Genomic DNA, 17617 nt, shown 5'->3' with positions numbered 1-17617 from the left:
TCATAGGGTGGCTTTATCACTTACACCGGCATCTGTGAAAGTAGCCATTTCTGCCATCATCGCTGCCGCTGCTTGCAGCAATGGATACGCCAGCGCCGCGCCGCTGCCTTCGCCAAGCCGCATGCCCATATCGAGCAGGGGCTTGGCCTCCAGCGCTTTTAACGCTACATCGTGGCCTGGCTCCTGGGAGCGATGGCCAAACATCAGGTAGCCACGCAATGCGGGGCAGAGTCGGCAGGCGGTGAGCGCGGCGACAGTGGCAATAAAGCCATCCACAATGGCGGGTAAGCGTTGGGCAGCTGCTGCCAAATAAGCGCCGGTCATAGCGGCAATTTCCAGGCCGCCTAGCTTTGCCAGCACCTCTAGAGGGGCTTGGGGATCAGCGTTACGCGCAGCGATAGCGCGTTCAATCACTGCCACTTTGTGCGCCTGCTGCTGGGGGGCAATTCCAGTCCCCGCGCCGACCACGCTTGCCACCGTCTCCCCCGTTAGTACCGCTAATATCGCGCTGCTAGCAGTCGTATTGGCAATGCCCATTTCACCCACAATAATGCATTTGGCACCCGCCCTTTTTGCTCGTTCCACGGCCGCCACACCCACATTAATAGCCTCAATGGCTTCAGCCGGATGCATCGCGTCTTCGTCCACCATATTGGCGGTGCCGTGGCGCACCTTGGCAGAGGTCACACCAGGCAGTGTTAACGTCGAAGCCACGCCAACATCGACTATCTCAACAAATGCATTGATCTGCCGCGCAAAGACATTAATCGCCGCCCCGCCATTGGCAAAATTGGCAACCATCTGCGCGGTCACTTCTTGCGGAAACGCGGAGACACCCTCAGCAGCCACCCCATGATCCGCAGCAAATACGATGACCGCAGGCGGCGTCACGTTGGGCTTGAGCTCGCCGGCGATGGCGCTGAGTTGGATGGCTAACTCTTCTAAACCACCCAAACTACCTGGCGGCTTGGTCAGCGTATCCAAGTAGCGACACGTCTCTTCACCGGCATTGAGATCAACTGACTGAATGTGGTCAACAATGGCGTGCATGCAAGCTCCGAGTCGGTAGGGGTAATCAAACGTTCAAAGGCAAAGCACAAAATGGTAGCAAAAGCCGGAGTGCTATACTTGCTATTTCATTGACCGATCTTCCACCCTTTCAGGGTCTTCTAGATATATCTATGCTTCTTGGTGTGCTGGTACCTGCACACCAAATTCGGGTAATAAAACTACAATTGCTGTTTTTATTGCCGTAAAGTCTCTTATATCGACGCCAAAAAATGTAAAATAACTACAAGCTTCACTCACCGTCTCTATCACGCAGAGGTCCCTATGCCGAGCTCAACACCTGCCACTTTAAACCCTACCGTTGCTGAGGTTACCCAGCGCATTCGTGAGCGCTCTGCTGAGCGGCGCGCCCTCTATGAGCGGCGCATGGCTGACCAGCACAAACGTGGTGTGCACCGTGCCGAACTAAGCTGTGGCAACCTGGCCCACGGTTTCGCGGCCTGTAACCCGCGTGATAAGAACGAACTCAAGCTGATGAACAGCGCCAACTTAGGGATTATATCGTCTTACAACGATATGCTCTCGGCGCACCAGCCGTTTGAGACGTTTCCTGAAACGATTAAAGCAGCCGCCAGTGCCATGGGCTCAACCGCCCAGTTTGCCGGTGGCGTGCCCGCCATGTGCGACGGTGTGACTCAAGGCCAGCCGGGGATGGAACTTTCCCTGTTTTCTCGCGATGTGATTGCCATGTCCGCTGCCGTTGGCCTCTCGCACAATATGTTTGATGCTGCCCTTTATCTGGGTGTATGCGACAAGATAATTCCAGGCCTTTTCATCGCTGCCGCACGCTTTGGGCATCTGCCCGCCATGTTTGTCCCCGCGGGCCCAATGCCCAGCGGCCTGCCTAACAAAGAGAAGGCGCGCGTCCGCCAACTCTACGCAGAAGGTAAAGTGGGCCGCGCCGAGCTGCTTGAAGCCGAGTCGGAGTCCTACCACAGCCCCGGCACCTGCACCTTCTACGGCACCGCCAACTCCAACCAGCTAATGATGGAGGTGATGGGCCTACACCTGCCCGGCACTTCTTTTGTAAACCCTGGCACCGAGATGCGCGAAGCACTGACCCGCTACGCCACAGAGCAGGCCATCCGTAACACCGAACCCGGCGGCGACTATCGCCCGTTCTTTAAACAGATTGATGAGCGCGCGATTGTTAACGCCGTGGTGGGTTTGCTGGCTTCCGGTGGTTCAACCAACCATACGATGCACCTGATCGCCATGGCCGCCGCTGCGGGCATTACCCTGAACTGGGATGACTTCACCGACCTTTCGGCAGTTACGCCCAGCCTGATGCAGGTTTACCCTAACGGCCAGGCGGATATTAACCACTTCCAGGCGGCGGGCGGCATGAGCTACCTGTTCCGCGAGCTGCTGGGCGCTGGCTTGTTACACGGCGATATCCCCACTGTTTTCGGCACCGACCTCACCGCTTACACCCAGGAACCGTTCCTGGAAGATGGCAAAGTCGTCTGGCATGAAGGCCCCGAAAAAAGCCTTGATGAAGACGTTCTGCGCCCTGTCGCTACGCCCTTCGCGGCAACGGGTGGTTTAACGGTGATGAAAGGCAACCTGGGACGCGGTGTGATTAAAATATCCGCAGTCGCCGAAGAGCATCGCATTGTTGAAGCGCCGGTAAAAATCTTCGAAGATCAAAATGAAATGAAAGCGGCTTTTGAGTCTGGCGATTTAGACCGCGATGTCATCGTGGTTGTACGCTTCCAGGGCCCCAAAGCTAACGGCATGCCCGAGCTACATAAACTAACGCCGTTCCTGGGCGTGCTGCAGGACCGCGGCTATAAAGTGGCGCTGGTCACCGATGGCCGCATGTCGGGCGCATCAGGCAAGGTACCGGCGTCTATCCACATGAGTCCGGAAGCCCTGGATGGTGGCCCACTGGCTAAACTGCGCGATGGCGATATTGTGCGCCTGGATGCCAATGCCGGTACGCTGGAAGCCAAAGTCGATCCCGCCACCTGGGCTGATCGGCAACTGGTCATCGGTAACCTGGATCACTACCACGTGGGCTTGGGTCGCGAGCTGTTTGGCGGCTTCCGCCACTTGGCCATGCGCGGTGAAGAAGGCGCTGGTGTATTCGGTGGCTTTGAAGCCGATGATCTCGCCCGTCAGCAGGGGCAAATCTCAGAAGAGGATGCCTGATGCGACCGGCGCTGATCGGCGATATCGGGGGAACCAACGCACGTTTGGCGTTGGTCTCTCCCGGTGAAATAACCCCACACGATATTTTGAACCTACCCTGCGCCGACTACCCTGGTGTTGTAGAAGCGGTTCAAGACTACTTGAACCGTGTGGGCGCCACCGGTGAAAACGCGCCTCAAGAGGCGTGCTTAGCCTTCGCCTGCCCTGTTCACGCTGAGCGGGTCAAAATGACCAACAACCACTGGGACTTTTTGAAAAGCGACGTTCAGCAACAGCTGAATCTTTCACTATTCAAGGTGATTAACGACTTTACCGCCCAGGCGCTGGGTGTGCCTCATGTCGCTGCCAGTGAATTGGTCGAAGTCCAGCCGGGCAATTCTCAAGCGCACGCCACACGCCTTGTCATCGGGCCTGGCACGGGGCTAGGCGTTGCCGGGGTATTCCCCGGCCAGCGCGCCTGGATTCCACTGCCTACCGAAGGCGGCCATGTCACCTTCGCACCCACGGATGATACCGAGCGAGCGATTGTGGACGTGTTTAAACAGCGTCGTACGCGAATCAGTGTAGAGCGAGTCTTATGCGGCCAGGGTTTGTTAGAACTTTATCAAGCCTACTGCACGTTTGAAGGTGCTGAGCCATGCTTAGCTAGCCCGGCGGATGTCACCAAAGCCGCCAATGAAGGCGATAGCCTCGCCACTGCTGCCCTACTTCGCTTTCTCAAAATTCTGGGTGATGTGTGCGGTGATACCACCTTGACCATGGGCGCAAGGGGCGGTGTTTATCTGTGTGGCGGTATTCTTCCGCGCTTGCTTGACTGGTTGCCCAAGAGCGACTTGCGCACGGCCTTTATCAATAAAGGCCGCATGGGTACCTATAATGCTGATATTCCAATATGGGTGGTTACCGCCCCTTGGATCGGCTTATTAGGTGCCGCCGAGGCGCTGCATAACGAAGAAGTTTTCTAATAATATTAATAAGGAGTCACTGATGACACCAGTCATCGCGTTTGGGGAAGCGCTGGTCGATATGCTCTCCAGCCGTTTAGGGGCAGCCACGGACACCCAGGAAACCTTTACCCCCTATGCTGGCGGTGCACCCGCAAACGTGGCGGTCGCCTGCGCCCGCTTGGGCGTTCCTAGCCAATTTTTAGGCATGGTGGGCGACGATACGTTTGGGCACTTCATTGTGCGCGAACTCAACAGCCATGGCGTAGACACCAGCGGCGTTGAATTCACTAAACAGTCGCGCACGGCGCTGGCGTTTGTTTCCCGTGATGACGTGGGCGAACGGACTTTTGATTTCTATCGCCCGCCCGCTGCTGACCTGCTTTATCGCCTTGAGCATTTACCCCATAGCGTCTTCGAGAACCCCGCCATTCTGCACTTATGCAGTAACAGCCTAACCGACCCAGAGATCGCCGACGTTACCCTGGCGATGGCCACCATGGCCAAGCGCGCAGGTTGCCTGATCAGCGTCGATGCCAACCTGCGCCACAACCTGTGGCCCGGCGGCGAAGCCGATGCCAGCCTAGTTACGCAACTGCTAGACGGTGCTGAGCTGCTCAAGCTGTCACAGGAAGAGCTCGACTACTTGCGCGCCGATCATCCTGCAGAATCGTGGCTATCAGAGCGGCTGGCGGCAGGTGTAAAAGTCATCTTGATTACCGACGGTCCTAATGAGGTCATTCTCAAAGGCGTCGGCGTCGACCAGCGCATCGCGCCACCCAACGTTGAAGCGGTCGATACCACCGCTGGCGGCGATGCCTTTATTGGCGGGCTGTTAGCGGAGCTTTCGGCCCATGGCATCAATGAAAGCTGGCACAATGATAGCGACTTCCTGCATCGGGCAGTGGATACTGCCTGCCGCTGCGGTGCGCACGCCGTCACTCGACCGGGCGCCTACGCCGCACTGCCGACCCGAGCCGATATTGATTAGTCAGTAAAAACACATAAGCATTAATTAAATGGCGCGCCTGCTTCAGACGCGCCATTTTTTTTATGTCCGCACGTAGGGTTACTAGACAGCCTTTTAGCTCGTACTTATGTCTAAAGGAGCTTGCTTGTAGAAATGTCAGACATTTAATAGACTGAGGGCAATACGGCCATTGACGAGATCCGCCATGACGTTGGACGCCTTGCCTCCCCATCAGGGTGGTGCTGAACAGTTAGCGCGTTTACTCGCTCAGGCACTGCTGGCAGGTCACTGGCAACCGGGTGACATCTTTCCACGTGAGCTGGATATCGGCCAACACTTTGCGGTCAGCCGTAATCAGGTACGTAACGCGCTAACCAGCCTGACCGCAGCCGGGCTACTAGAGCGCACCGCGGGCCGTGGCACGCTAGTAAGAGAGCTGGGTGAGTGGCACTTGCTTGACCCACTGATGAGCGAATGGATGACCGGCCTGGTCAACCTTGACCCACAGCTGGTCAGGGCCATTTACGCCTTTCGTTATTCAGCCGAACCGGTGGTGGCAGGGCTCGCTGCCCAGGCAGCCAATACCGAGGATCTTGAACGTCTGGAGAGTGCCTTTGCGGGCATGGAGCGCACGGCAGGCAGTGTTGAAGCGCGTGCTGAGCATGTCGAATACGATGTTGCCTTTCACGATGCTACCTACCGGGCCAGCCATAATTTGGTCTGGCGGCAAATGGGCCATTTACTGCGCCCTTCTATCATGGCGCTGATACACCGCTCGCAGGATCGCACCGACACCTTAGATGACAGCCTAGCCCGCCACCGCCAGGTACTTGATGCCATCCGTCATCGCGACATCAGTAGCGCGGAAACTGCCGCCAGAGAAGTGCTGCGCCGCACGGCCATCGACCTTGGCATCGTCAGCTGACAATTACGCAATGAAGACTTCCTATTCAGAAGGATGACCGAACATGAAAATTACCAAACTCAAGACCTGGCAAGTTCCTCCGCGCTGGCTGTTCCTTAAAATTGAGACTGACGAAGGCTGCTACGGCTGGGGTGAACCGGTGATTGAAGGCCGCGCGGCAACCGTTGAAGCCGCTGTGCATGAGCTTTCTGACTACTTGATCGGCCAAGACCCGCACCGCATTGAGCATCTTTGGAACATCATGTATCGCGCCGGTTTTTATCGTGGTGGTCCTATTCTGATGAGCGCGATTGCCGGTATTGACCAGGCGCTATGGGATCTTAAAGGCCGCGATCTGGGTGTACCCGTTCACCAGCTGCTAGGCGGTGCCGTGCGCGACAAAATGCGCATGTACGCCTGGACCGGTGGCGACCGCCCGAGCGATGTGGGCGCTGGTGCCAAGGCCCTGGTCGAAAAAGGCTTTACCGCTTTCAAGATGAACGGGACGCCCGAACTGCAAATTGTCGATTCCCATCGCAAGATTGATGAAGCAGTAGCACGAGTCGCGGAAGCGCGAAACGCCGTGGGCCCGGATATCGGCATTGGTATCGACTTTCATGGCCGCGTACATCGGCCAATGGCCAAAGCACTGCTGCGCGAGCTGGAGCCTTTTCACCCGATGTTCGTGGAAGAGCCGGTCGCCCCGGAGCACTTGCCTTGCCTGAAGGATATTGCCGGTGGTCTGGGCTACCCGCTGGCCACCGGGGAACGGCTGCACACCCGCTTCCAGTTCCGCGACCTGCTGGCCGACGGCATGATCGACATTATTCAGCCCGACATTTCCCACTGCGGCGGGATCAGCGAGGGGCTAAAGATTAACGCCCTGGCCTCGGCCTACGATGTCGCCCTGGCGCCCCATTGCCCGCTCGGTCCGTTAACGCTGGCCGCATCGCTACAGCTGGATGCGGTCAGCCACAACGCCTTTATTCAAGAGCAGAGCATGGGTATTCACTACAACCAGGGCAACGATGTCCTCGACTACTTGGTCGATAAATCTGCCCTCGCCATTGAAGACGGTTTCTGCGCCATTCCCCAAGGCCCAGGGCTTGGCGTTGAGATCAACGAAGAGTTTGTTGAGGAGCGCGCTAAGGTCGGTCACCGCTGGCGTAACCCGGTTTGGACGCATGAAGACGGTTCAATTGCGGAGTGGTAAGCCATGGAATCAAGCGCGATGCGTGAAACGACTGAAATAGCATATCAGTTGGCCTGGATTGCTGTGGACTGGGGCTCTAGCAACCTACGCGCCTGGGGGCTGGATCAACACGACCAAGTGGTTGCCCAAGCCAACAGCGACAAGGGCATGCTGTCGCTAAAGGCCGACGAGTACGAAACCGAGCTGTTAAGGCTGGTGGGTGATTGGTTGCCCGCTTCCGGCCAGACGGATGTGATGGTTTGTGGGATGGCGGGCGCTCGTCAGGGTTGGCTGGAAGCCGCCTATTTGCCGGTACCCACGCGGCTTGACCAGCTTAGCCAAGGCGCTGTGACGCCAACGCTTACGGGTGACCAGCTAGGTGTTTACCTGCTGCCTGGCTTAAGCCAAACACGAGGTACCGCAACTCACTTTGATGTGATGCGCGGTGAAGAGACCCAGTTGGCAGGGCTCGTCGCCAACACCCCCGATTTTTCTGGCCTTGCCTGTTTGCCCGGCACCCACGCTAAGTGGGCTACCCTTGAAGCGGGTTCCGTTACTCAGTTCACGACCTATCTAACCGGTGAGCTGTATCAGCTATTGGCCAACCAGTCGGTGCTAAAGCATTCCGTTTCAACACCTTCTGCGGCCAGGAACAACCTTAACGATCCGACTTGCCGTGAGGCCTTTACTTCAGCAGTCAGAGAAATAAACGAAGCACCCGAACTGTTTAGTAGCCGCCTGTTCGGCCTGCGCGCACAAGATTTACTTGATGGTCGGTTACCTGCAGGGGACACGCGTGGTGCGGTATTGGCGGCCAGGCTCTCTGGACTCGCCATCGGTCTTGAGCTCACTGGCGCCTGCCGAAAGTGCCCCACCGATAAGCCCATCATGCTGATTGGCAATCAAGCGCTTAGCCAGCGCTATACGCTGGCGCTCAATACGATCGGCTATCAGACGCAGCATATGGATGGCGACACTGCCGTGTTAGCTGGCCTTCGACTCGCCCATCACGCGTTAAAATAATTTAAGCATGGAGAAATTGCCTATGTCGCTGCCCCTGATTGGTATTTTACGCGGTATAACGCCTGATGAGGCCGTGGATATCGCGGAAGCAGTGCTCGCCGCAGGTATCACCCAGATCGAGGTGCCACTTAATTCACCCAACCCGCTGGAGAGCATTCGCCGTTTGGTAGACGCATTTGGCGAGCGCGCAGTGATTGGTGCAGGCACCGTGCTCACCCCTGCCCAGGTGCGCGATGTTCATGCTGCTGGGGGGCGCTTAATCGTCTCTCCTAACTGTCGGCCAGCGGTGATCGAAGAAACGTATAAGCTCGGCATGGCTAGCTGGCCGGGTATTGTGACACCTTCAGAAGCCTTCGATGCGCTGGATGCAGGCGCCACCGGGCTTAAACTTTTCCCCGCGGTGCAGGTAGGCTTAGAAGGTATGAAAGCGGTTCGTTCGGTGCTACCCGAAGGCACACTTTTATATGCCGTCGGCGGCGCGGGTGTCGATAACTTTGCCGAGTGGCGCGCCGCTGGCGTCGACGGCGCAGGCTTAGGCAGCGCGCTATACAAACCCGGCCAAAGCGCTGCTCAGGTACGTCAACAAGCGCAAGCCCTTGTTGATGCCTGGTTATTAGCGGGAGAATAATAAGGAGAGCCAACAACAATGAATACAGACATTAGCGTTTCAACGTGGCAGGCCGAGTTAGCGGTCGATTGCCGCTGCACCTTGGGTGAAGGCCCCCAGTGGGACGCCAAACATCGGCGCCTTTATTGGTGCGATATTCTTGAAAAGCAGCTGCACTGGCTATCCCCCGCCACCGGGGAAAGCGGATACTATCAGCTTGATCATAGGGTATCGCTAGCCACGCCACTTGAAGAAGACGGGCTGCTGCTAGTCGGTGAGGATCGCTTAAGCCGCTTCGACCCAACCAGCGGCAGTGTAGAAAAGTTTTGCGATTTCGAAGCTGACAATCCAATGACTCGCAGCAATGATGCTCGCGTGGATCGTTACGGCAGCCTATGGCTTTCCAGTATGGGGAAATTCGCCGAGCAAGGCGCTGGCAGCCTCTACCGCTTACACCGCGGCAAGCTTACCCAACTGCGCTCAGGCCTGACGATTCCTAATGCTATCTGCTTCTCTGCGGATGGCCAGTTTGCCTGGTTTACCGACACCGTAACCGGCGTGGTAATGCGCTGGGCACTGGATGACGACGGCTGGCCCACTGGTGAACCCCAGCCCTGGGCTGACTTCTCCTCTACCCTGGGTAATCCCGATGGCGCTGTAGTCGATAGCGAAGGCTGTCTTTGGCTAGCACTGTGGGGTGCGGGACAAGTTGTGCGTCTGAATAAGGACGGAAAAGTGATAGGCCGTGTTGAGCTGCCGGTCAGCCAACCCACTTGCTCAGCATTTTCAGGTTCTGGCATAAAAACGCTGTATATCACTACGGCGCAAGAGGGATTTAGCGCTGAGCAGCTAGCTCAAGAGCCAACGGCAGGTTCGCTTTATGTGGTCGAACTCGATATCGCTGGGCTAGCTGAGCCGCCACTGCGCCTAAAATAGGTTCGATGTCGTTGCCACCACCGCATACCCCCTGTCATTGCGAGCGAAGCGAAGCAATCTTGGGGTATGTGCCACCGAAAGTTGAGATTGCCGCGTCGCTGCGCTCCTCGCAACGACACGGCCTCGTTCCGACAATCCCAGTTTAGCCAGCGAAGCTGATATACATAACGATGACTAACACGACCAACACGATGCCTGCAGGCACGGCGCCTTTCCAAGGCGTTAGATCCACATCGCCGCTGTGCTGCTGAATCCAATCCGTTTCACGCGGGCGAAGCTTGCCGATAATCAGCATCACGACGACCAGCAACACAAAGACCAACGCCACGAAGTGGAACTCGTGCATGATCTGCGGCAGCAGCGTAAAGGGCGGCACAAAGTAACCGGCAGCAATCAATAAACAGCCACCCACCAGGGCAATTTTAGCCGCCATAGGTGGAACGCGTTTGGTCAATAGGCCAACCAGCACCACAGCCAGAATCGGAATGAAATAGATCGCGTTCATCTTCTGCAGGTAGCCAAACAGACTCTCCTGACCAGCCAGCAGCGGCGCGATAATCATCGTGATGATGGCCATAATCCAGCCAAACACCTTACCCGATTTGACCACCTGTGCTTCGGTAGCCTCTTTGTTGAGCACTCCTTTATAGATGCCCAGGCTGAAAATCGTGGTGGTGCTGTTAAGTGCCGAGTTAAACGACGATAGGATCGCGCCTACCATCACCGCGGCGAAAAACCCGGTTAGATAGGGCGGCAAAACGTTAAACACCAAATGGCCGTAGGCTTCATCGGCACGCACACCCTGATCGGCATAAAGGTGATAAGCAATAATACCGGGCAACACCAGATATAACGGTCCCAGCAGTTTAAAAAGACCGGTCAGTAGAACGCCCTTCTGGCCTTCGGCAAGGTTTTTGGCTGCAAAAGTACGCTGAATAATTTGCTGATTGGTGCTCCAGTAGAAAAGATTAATCAGGAATACGCCGGTAAACAGCGTAAAGAACGGCACCTGCTGCTCGGAGCCACCAATCGAATTAAGCTTATCCGGGTCGCTCTCTTTAAGGATAGTCCAGCCTTCCATAATGCCCGTGCCACCACTGACGGCCTGCAGGCCGAAGTAGACAATCACAAAGCCACCGATCAGCAGCCCGATGCCGTTAAGCGTATCGGAAACCGCTACCGTACGTAGCCCGCCAAACAGCGCATACACCGAGCCGATAATGCCGACGATCCACACCGTTAACCAGAGCAGCGCCGTGGACGACTCAATGCCGGTTAATCCAGGAAGATCAAGCATTCCCTGCAACCCTATGGCGCCCGAATAGAGAATAATCGGCAGCAGAATCACCGCGTAGGCAATCAAGAAAATGATATTGGTGATTAGCTGAGTCGTTTTATCGAAACGTATTTCGAGTAACTGCGGCAATGTGGCTATGCCACTTTTCAAAAATCGTGGCAGGAAAAATAGTGCCAGCGCTACCAGCGCAATAACAGCCACCACTTCCCAGGCCATTACACTTAAACCATCAGCAAAGGCAGCCCCGTTCAACCCTACCATTTGCTCGGTAGAGAGGTTGGTCATCAGCAGTGAGCCAGCAATCAACGGGAAGGTTAGCGTGCGGCCAGCCAGAAAGTAGCCGCTAGTGCTTGAGTGGTCATCGCGGCGCGTAATGCGCCAAGTAATGAAGGCGACTAGCCCTGTAAAAAACAGGAAGGACGCCAGGGTCAACGCGTGCATATTGACTCACCTCATCATCATTATATGTGGCACGCACGTTACGGTATGCGCGGATTAAAATGTCAGACATATTAGTCAGTCATTTTAGATGAGCTGAATATAGCCCTGTTATACACCTTTAGTCTTAGGAGCTCCTTCAAGAGCCAAGAGGGTACAGTAAGCGCATAAAAATGCCCCGGTTCTGTTCTTAAACATGACGTTTAAAAACATAAACCAGGGCGGTTGGCAGCACTGCTATCGATGAGCAGCGGCGGCTTACTTAATGATGAAAACGCTCGGCTGATTGGCGTGCGAGTTCACGGATACCATCCCAATCTTCCGCTTCCACCATTGCTTTAGGCGTTAGCCAGGAACCGCCGACACACATCACATTGGGCAACGATAAATAGTCATCGGCGTTATCAACAGTGATACCGCCGGTGGGACAGAAGCGTGCTTCAGGAATCGGCGCACCAAACGCTTTGATCGCTTTAGCGCCACCGCTGGATTCTGCAGGGAAGAACTTAAACCGACGATAGCCATACTGCCAGCCAGTCATCAACTCAGAAACGGTTGAGACGCCTGGCAGCATCGGTACCGAGCTTTCAACGCCATAGCGATAGAGGGCGTCGGTGGCACCTGGGGTTACCACAAAATCAGCGCCAACCTGCTCGGCCTGGCGGTACTGGGCTGGGGTTAATACCGTGCCCACGCCAATGCTGGCACCGGGCAGCGCTTCACGCATGCGTTTTACCGCTTCCAGGGCACAGTCGGTTCGCAGGGTGATTTCCAGTACGGTTAGCCCACCTTCCACCAGTGCGCGGCCCAACGGGACAGCGTCTTCCAAACGCTCAATAGTGATGACCGGAATTACTTCGGCTTTCGAGCAGATGCTATCCAGCTCGGCGGTACGGGTGGACGGTAACTGTTTATCGATAGTCATTAGTGAGTCTCCAAGCAAATTATTATTGACTAAGGCGGTTAACTCTCAAGGGCAGGCCTAAGGATTGGCCTTAGGGCGCCCAGTAAATCGCCAGTGGGCAGGTTAAAAAGACACGTATCGGCAGTTGACGTACGTCGTCGCCGTTCAATGCCTTGGCCAATACGGCGCGTTTATCATCACCGGTAATGTGTAGAAAGTGACGGCGCGCTTGATGCAAGCGATCCGCTGAAAAGGTAATGCGTGGCTGCGGCTGGCTAGGGGTGCGCACTGCCACCAGCAACTCATCCGTGGCGAGTGCCAGGTCAAGCTCCCGGCTGTCGGGGAACAGCGAAGCGGTGTGCCCATCGCCGCCCATGCCCAGAATGACCACACTGGCGGGCCATGCCAATGAATCCATTCGCTTAGTAATTTCCTCGACACCTTCTTCAGGTGTAGCGGTATCGCAAGTTAACGGTATAAATTGGGCAGCCTTCGCTTCACCCTGCAACAGGTGTTCGCGCACCAGCTTGGCGTTGCTATCGCTACTTTCCTCTTTGACCCAGCGCTCGTCGGCAAGGGTGATGTCAATACGATTCCACGGCAGTCGCTTGGCCGCCAGCGCCTTAAAAAAAGGTACCGGTGTCGAGCCACCTGAGACGACTAACAGAGCACGCTCTTGATGGTTTAAATCTTCTTGAAGGGCTTGAAATACCGCTTCGGCAAGCTGCTCGGCGAGCTGTTGGCGTACTTGGCTCATATTAATAATCCTCGTACCAGCTGCGGCCATCCTGGGTAATCATAGCGATGGAGGCGACCGGGCCCCAAGAGCCCGCCGGATAACGACGCGGCGGCGTGTCACGTTTTTTCCAACCATCAATGAGTTGGTCGCACCAGCGCCATGCGTGTTCGATTTCATCGCGGCGAACGAACAGATACTGCTGCCCTTTCATGACTTCCAACAACAGCCGTTCGTAGGCATCGGGAATGCGCGACTTTGGGAAGGCGCTGTTAAAGTCCAGATGTAGCGGGCCGGGGCGCAAGCGCATGCCCTTATCCAGGCCACTATCTTTGGTCAATACTTGCAGGGCAATGCCCTCTTCTGGCTGCAGGCGAATAATCAGCTTATTCGAAGCAATGCCGCGCTGATCGGGATCAAAGATGTAGTGCGGCTGCTGGCGGAAGTGGATCACAATCTGGGAAAGCTTTTCCGGCATACGCTTACCGGTGCGCAGATAGAACGGCACCCCTGCCCAGCGCCAGTTAGCCACTTCGGTTTTCATCGCCACGAAGGTTTCGGTCTGGCTTTGGATATTGGCATCCTCTTCTTCTAGATAGCCGGGTACCGCCTGACCATCGCTGTTGCCCGCGATGTACTGGCCGCGCACTACGTCTCGACCCAGTGCTTCGCCCACAAAGGGTTTGAGTGCTTTAAGCACCTTCACCTTCTCGTCACGGATGGCATCGGCATCCAGGTTCGAGGGGGGGTCCATAGCAATCAGGCAGAGAAGCTGCAGTAGATGGTTTTGCACCATGTCGCGCAACTGACCCGCCTCATCAAAGTAGCCCCAGCGACCCTCAATGCCCACTTTTTCTGCGACGGTGATTTCCACATGGGAAATGTTGTTCTGATTCCATTGTGTACCGAATAGTGGGTTGGCAAAACGTAGTGCGATCAGGTTCTGGACGGTCTCTTTGCCCAAATAATGGTCGATACGGTAAATCCGCGACTCGGGAAACACCTCGCCAATGGCGTCGTTAATTTCAATTGAGGAGTGCAGGTCGGAACCAATCGGTTTTTCAACCACCACGCGAGACTCATTGTCCAGGCTTTTGCTGGCCTGAAGATGGTGGCAGATATCACCGTAAATGCGTGCACCAACGGAAAGATACACCACCATCGGCCGAGGAGAACCCTTTCGCCACTGGCGGATAGCGTCGTACCCGTCGACACTCGAAAAATCGAGTTTTAAGTAATCCAGGCGGGCGAGAAAGCGCTCAAGGCTCTGCTGATCCTGCTCGTTGCTTTTCAGTCGTTTTTGCAGCGCTTCATTTACCATTTTGCGAAATGACGCCGCATCATGCTCTTGGCGAGCCAGTCCCATAATGCGCGTGCTCTCAGGCATCAAGCCTTCACGATCAAGATGGTATAGGGCAGGAAACAGCTTGCGCATGGCAAGATCACCCAGCGCCCCAAACAGTGCTAAATCGATAGCATGGTTGGGATCGCCCAGCGGTGCACTTTGGGAAGCATTGGACTGGCTCATCTTTGCTCCTATTTATAATTAGGCATCTAATGTAGTTAGATTACCTAAAATTTACCGTATTGAGGGCATTATACGCAACAATTCGTGTAATTTTACTACAAAATATGCGTAATTGCTGCTCTGTGAATGCTTTATCTATTCCGTCTGACCTTGTACCTTCCACTTTTACTCCTCGCCCTTCACATAATCCACAGCCACGCGCCAATCTAAGATGAAATCCGGATTAAACGAGATGAAAATAACCGTTAATTCATTAAGCATTGGACAAGACATCAGCTTAGATGGTCACTAAAGAAAGAGGCATCATGTTGGATTAATATTTTTATGGATTTTTTTGCTACAGAGATGCCAATAGCAGCACCTGTTAACTTCGCATAGGTAGCAATACTGGCATAGACCAGTTCTGTTTGAGTATGACTGTCTACATATGCAGCAGGCATAGCTGATAAGGTTGCTAAAGCCGCTAATACTAACCCCCATTTAGTTCCATGGCCCCAAGCAATCAACATGACAGGTATAAGATATGGAAATATAAACATAATTGGATCGCGTGACTGGTGATTAAACAGCGCGAGCCCCCACAGCCAAGTAATTGAAATAAAAATATGAAAATTTAAATTAGAAGTTGACTTAAAAAATTTCACAGCTTAACGACCCCACCTAAAATAGCGGCTTAATTGATGAGTTAATCACACGTGGGCAAACGCCTGTTCAAAGCAGGCAATATTTTTACGCATTTTTTACGCCACCTAAAATATAATTATCTCTCAACTGTGTAATAGTCAGTACAACCAATAAATTTGAGTAATCCAAGGCTGTGGAGCTTTATTTATTATGATTGAAAAACAGCAATTTATCGTCATTGGCCTGGGTATCTTCGGGGCAACCATTGCCCGCGAGCTGACACAACTCGGTCATGAAGTTTTGGGCATCGACGCTGATGAGCAGCGTGTCAATCGTCTAGCAGATGAGATCACCCACGCAGTCATTGCCGATGTAACAGATGAAAACGCGCTGATAGAGTTAAACGCAGGCAGCTATGACGCAGCAGTGGTGGCGATAGGAAGAAACGTTGAGGCTGCGATGTTAGCTACTCTTCAGCTCCAAGAATTAGGGCTGCAAAAAGTATGGACTAAGGCGCTGACTAATCAACATCACAGAGTCCTCGAACGGCTTGGTGCAACGCGCATTATTGCGCCTGAATATGAAATGGGCGTGCGGATCTCTCAAGAATTGAACTACCCAATGGTGCATGATTACTTAAATTTGGGAAAAGACTATGTTGTCGTAGAGTTTCACACGACAGACGATTTAATCGGCAAATCGATTGGGGAAATAATTAAGGATTTTGATGTAAATGCTTTAGTTTTAAAAAGAAATAAAGAAGTGCATGCACACCCTGACCTAAATCTGGAAGTACGCATTGGTGATTGCTTAGTACTGGGCGGCTGGCTTGAAGAATTAAGAAAACTTGTTAAAAACTTATGAAAGCAAGCTTACAAGATCAGACGCCCCACAAAACGATTATCAAAGGGCCAAAGCGTAAACGCAGTATCAAGCCACCCTGGCTGTTGCTTGAGTCTTTTATCATATTAATTTTTATTGGGACATGCCTACTAAAACTACCATTTGCCACCGTCGCCCCGGTGTCCTGGATGGAAGCTGCGTTTACTGCAACCTCTGCCGTGACGGTAACAGGGCTGGTGGTTGTCGATACAGGTAGTCAGTACACGGTCTTCGGGCAGCTCATCATACTATGCATGATTCAATTAGGTGGATTAGGGTTAATGACTTTTGCGGCCCTGACCGCTCTAGCACTTGGGTTTAAGTTACGCCTCAAGCAACAGCTGGTGGCACAAGAAGCTTTTAATGAAGTGTCCCTCCAAACGGCCAGAAAAGCGGGAAGTTCCATTGCGCTATTTGCCATTACCAGCGAAGCCATCGGAATCATTGTCCTAAGCTACTTTTTTGTTCCCGAGCTCGGCTGGGGTGAGGGGCTATATAATGCGCTCTTTTATACCATTTCCGCATTTAACAACGCGGGCTTTGCGCTATCTCCCGATAGTTTATCCGATTACGTTTCTCACCCCGGTATCACGCTGTCAGTGACTGCCCTTTTTATTACTGGCGGGCTTGGTTATATCGTCATCATGGACATATTGGAAAAGCGCTCATGGTCTCGGCTTTCGGTCTATGTAAAAATTATCTTAACAACCACTTTATTTCTCAACTTGTTTGCTACTGCGGCAATTCTGCTTTTGGAATTTAGCAACCCCAATACGCTGGGCATGCTAGAAGGGTTTTGGAGCAAGTTGCTGGCCGCATGGTTCCAAGGTGTTACGCCTAGAACAGCGGGTTTCAACACCCTCGACATTGGCGCCCTGACAGCCGCTACCAGCGTGTTAATGCTGCTGCTCATGTTTATTGGTGGAGCACCGAACTCCACCGCTAGTGGGATTAAAATTTCCACTTTTTTCATTTTAATCACGGCTACAAAATCTTTTCTGCAAGGCAATTTGAACGTGAATTTTTTTGGCCGCTCATTAAGCAGAGAAACGCTCCTCAAAGCCCTCGCTACGACAACCATCGGCATGGCAACCATTTTTGTAGCCGTTTTCATGCTCACAATTTTTGTAGAAGATGACTTCTTAGATATTGCTTTCGAAGCAGTTTCTGCCTTTGGAACCGTCGGCTTATCGCGTGGCACCACGTCTGAGCTTGGCACCCCAGGTCAGCTGATTATTATGGCCGTCATGCTCATTGGTCGTCTTGGTCCCCTCACCCTAGGTTATACACTGACAGTGCGTCACAAGTCCCGTATCAACTATGCAGCTACCGAATTTCCGGTTGGCTGAAATTCTCCAAGCTTTATCTACCTCTTTCGGTATGTTTAGGAGATTGATTCAGAATAAACCT

The 17617-nt window shown here is 53.9% G+C and carries 16 protein-coding genes; 10 read left to right on the top strand and 6 right to left on the bottom strand.

Annotated elements, in window-relative coordinates; genetic code table 11:
* Window positions 1-1050 carry a nicotinate-nucleotide--dimethylbenzimidazole phosphoribosyltransferase gene (cobT, locus tag KO116_RS09145; RefSeq protein ID WP_035557086.1) on the bottom strand — a complete coding sequence of 350 codons (1050 nt, stop codon included), beginning with the start codon at window positions 1048-1050 and terminating at the stop codon, window positions 1-3.
* A gap of 282 nt (window positions 1051-1332) precedes the next feature.
* On the opposite strand from cobT, the gene edd reads away from it, so the two are divergent.
* The 8 genes from edd (at window position 1333) to KO116_RS09105 (ending at window position 9798) form a co-directional block, all read left to right on the top strand.
* A complete protein-coding gene (edd, locus tag KO116_RS09140; protein ID WP_035557084.1) occupies window positions 1333-3222 on the top strand; it encodes a phosphogluconate dehydratase in 1890 nt (629 codons plus the stop codon).
* Window positions 3222-4187: a glucokinase gene (glk, locus tag KO116_RS09135; RefSeq protein ID WP_035557082.1), complete on the top strand. Its 966-nt coding sequence runs from the start codon at window positions 3222-3224 to the stop codon at window positions 4185-4187. Before edd ends, glk begins: the two co-directional genes overlap by 1 nt.
* 22 nt (window positions 4188-4209) lie before the next feature.
* Window positions 4210-5157, top strand: a complete 948-nt coding sequence (locus KO116_RS09130) for a carbohydrate kinase family protein (protein WP_035557080.1) — start codon at window positions 4210-4212, stop codon at window positions 5155-5157.
* A 184-nt stretch (window positions 5158-5341) separates the two neighbouring features.
* Window positions 5342-6061 (top strand): FadR/GntR family transcriptional regulator, encoded by a 720-nt coding sequence (locus tag KO116_RS09125; protein WP_035557078.1) that lies wholly within the window; start codon window positions 5342-5344, stop codon window positions 6059-6061.
* Between the two features lie 43 nt (window positions 6062-6104).
* A complete protein-coding gene (gene dgoD, locus KO116_RS09120) occupies window positions 6105-7253 on the top strand; it encodes a galactonate dehydratase (RefSeq protein ID WP_035557077.1) in 1149 nt (382 codons plus the stop codon).
* A gap of 3 nt (window positions 7254-7256) precedes the next feature.
* Entirely contained in the window at window positions 7257-8255 is a 999-nt protein-coding gene (locus KO116_RS09115; RefSeq protein WP_035557076.1) for a 2-dehydro-3-deoxygalactonokinase, read from the top strand.
* Between the two features lie 22 nt (window positions 8256-8277).
* Complete coding sequence (locus tag KO116_RS09110) at window positions 8278-8883, top strand: 2-dehydro-3-deoxy-6-phosphogalactonate aldolase (RefSeq protein ID WP_035557075.1); 606 nt, start codon at window positions 8278-8280, stop codon at window positions 8881-8883.
* Between the two features lie 18 nt (window positions 8884-8901).
* Window positions 8902-9798, top strand: coding sequence for an SMP-30/gluconolactonase/LRE family protein (locus tag KO116_RS09105; RefSeq protein ID WP_035557074.1), 897 nt, complete (start codon window positions 8902-8904; stop codon window positions 9796-9798).
* A gap of 142 nt (window positions 9799-9940) precedes the next feature.
* Here the strand turns inward: KO116_RS09105 and KO116_RS09100 are convergent, their stop codons facing one another.
* From KO116_RS09100 to KO116_RS25040, 5 genes are all read right to left on the bottom strand, one after another.
* The gene (locus KO116_RS09100; protein ID WP_035557072.1) at window positions 9941-11536 is read right to left on the bottom strand and encodes a solute:sodium symporter family transporter; all 1596 of its coding nucleotides are present in this window, start codon (window positions 11534-11536) and stop codon (window positions 9941-9943) included.
* A 259-nt stretch (window positions 11537-11795) separates the two neighbouring features.
* Entirely contained in the window at window positions 11796-12458 is a 663-nt protein-coding gene (locus KO116_RS09095; RefSeq protein WP_035557071.1) for a bifunctional 4-hydroxy-2-oxoglutarate aldolase/2-dehydro-3-deoxy-phosphogluconate aldolase, read from the bottom strand.
* Window positions 12459-12528: 70 nt separating this feature from the next.
* Window positions 12529-13194, bottom strand: coding sequence for a 6-phosphogluconolactonase (gene pgl / locus KO116_RS09090; protein WP_035557069.1), 666 nt, complete (start codon window positions 13192-13194; stop codon window positions 12529-12531).
* Window position 13195: 1 nt separating this feature from the next.
* Complete coding sequence (zwf, locus tag KO116_RS09085; RefSeq protein WP_035557067.1) at window positions 13196-14701, bottom strand: glucose-6-phosphate dehydrogenase; 1506 nt, start codon at window positions 14699-14701, stop codon at window positions 13196-13198.
* A gap of 272 nt (window positions 14702-14973) precedes the next feature.
* A complete protein-coding gene (locus KO116_RS25040; protein WP_144408579.1) occupies window positions 14974-15345 on the bottom strand; it encodes a hypothetical protein in 372 nt (123 codons plus the stop codon).
* Between the two features lie 190 nt (window positions 15346-15535).
* Between KO116_RS25040 and KO116_RS09080 the strand changes: the two genes are divergently transcribed.
* Both KO116_RS09080 and KO116_RS09075 read left to right on the top strand, forming a co-directional pair.
* Window positions 15536-16189: a potassium channel family protein gene (locus KO116_RS09080; protein ID WP_035557065.1), complete on the top strand. Its 654-nt coding sequence runs from the start codon at window positions 15536-15538 to the stop codon at window positions 16187-16189.
* Window positions 16186-17556: a TrkH family potassium uptake protein gene (locus KO116_RS09075; protein WP_035557063.1), complete on the top strand. Its 1371-nt coding sequence runs from the start codon at window positions 16186-16188 to the stop codon at window positions 17554-17556. Before KO116_RS09080 ends, KO116_RS09075 begins: the two co-directional genes overlap by 4 nt.
* The last annotated feature ends 61 nt before the right edge of the window (window positions 17557-17617 follow it).

This window comes from Halomonas sp. KO116, from assembly GCF_000734975.2.
GTDB lineage: Bacteria > Pseudomonadota > Gammaproteobacteria > Pseudomonadales > Halomonadaceae > Vreelandella > Vreelandella glaciei.
The sequence above is the reverse complement of the archived record's forward strand: the minus strand, read 5'-3'. Positions and strand labels throughout refer to the sequence as shown.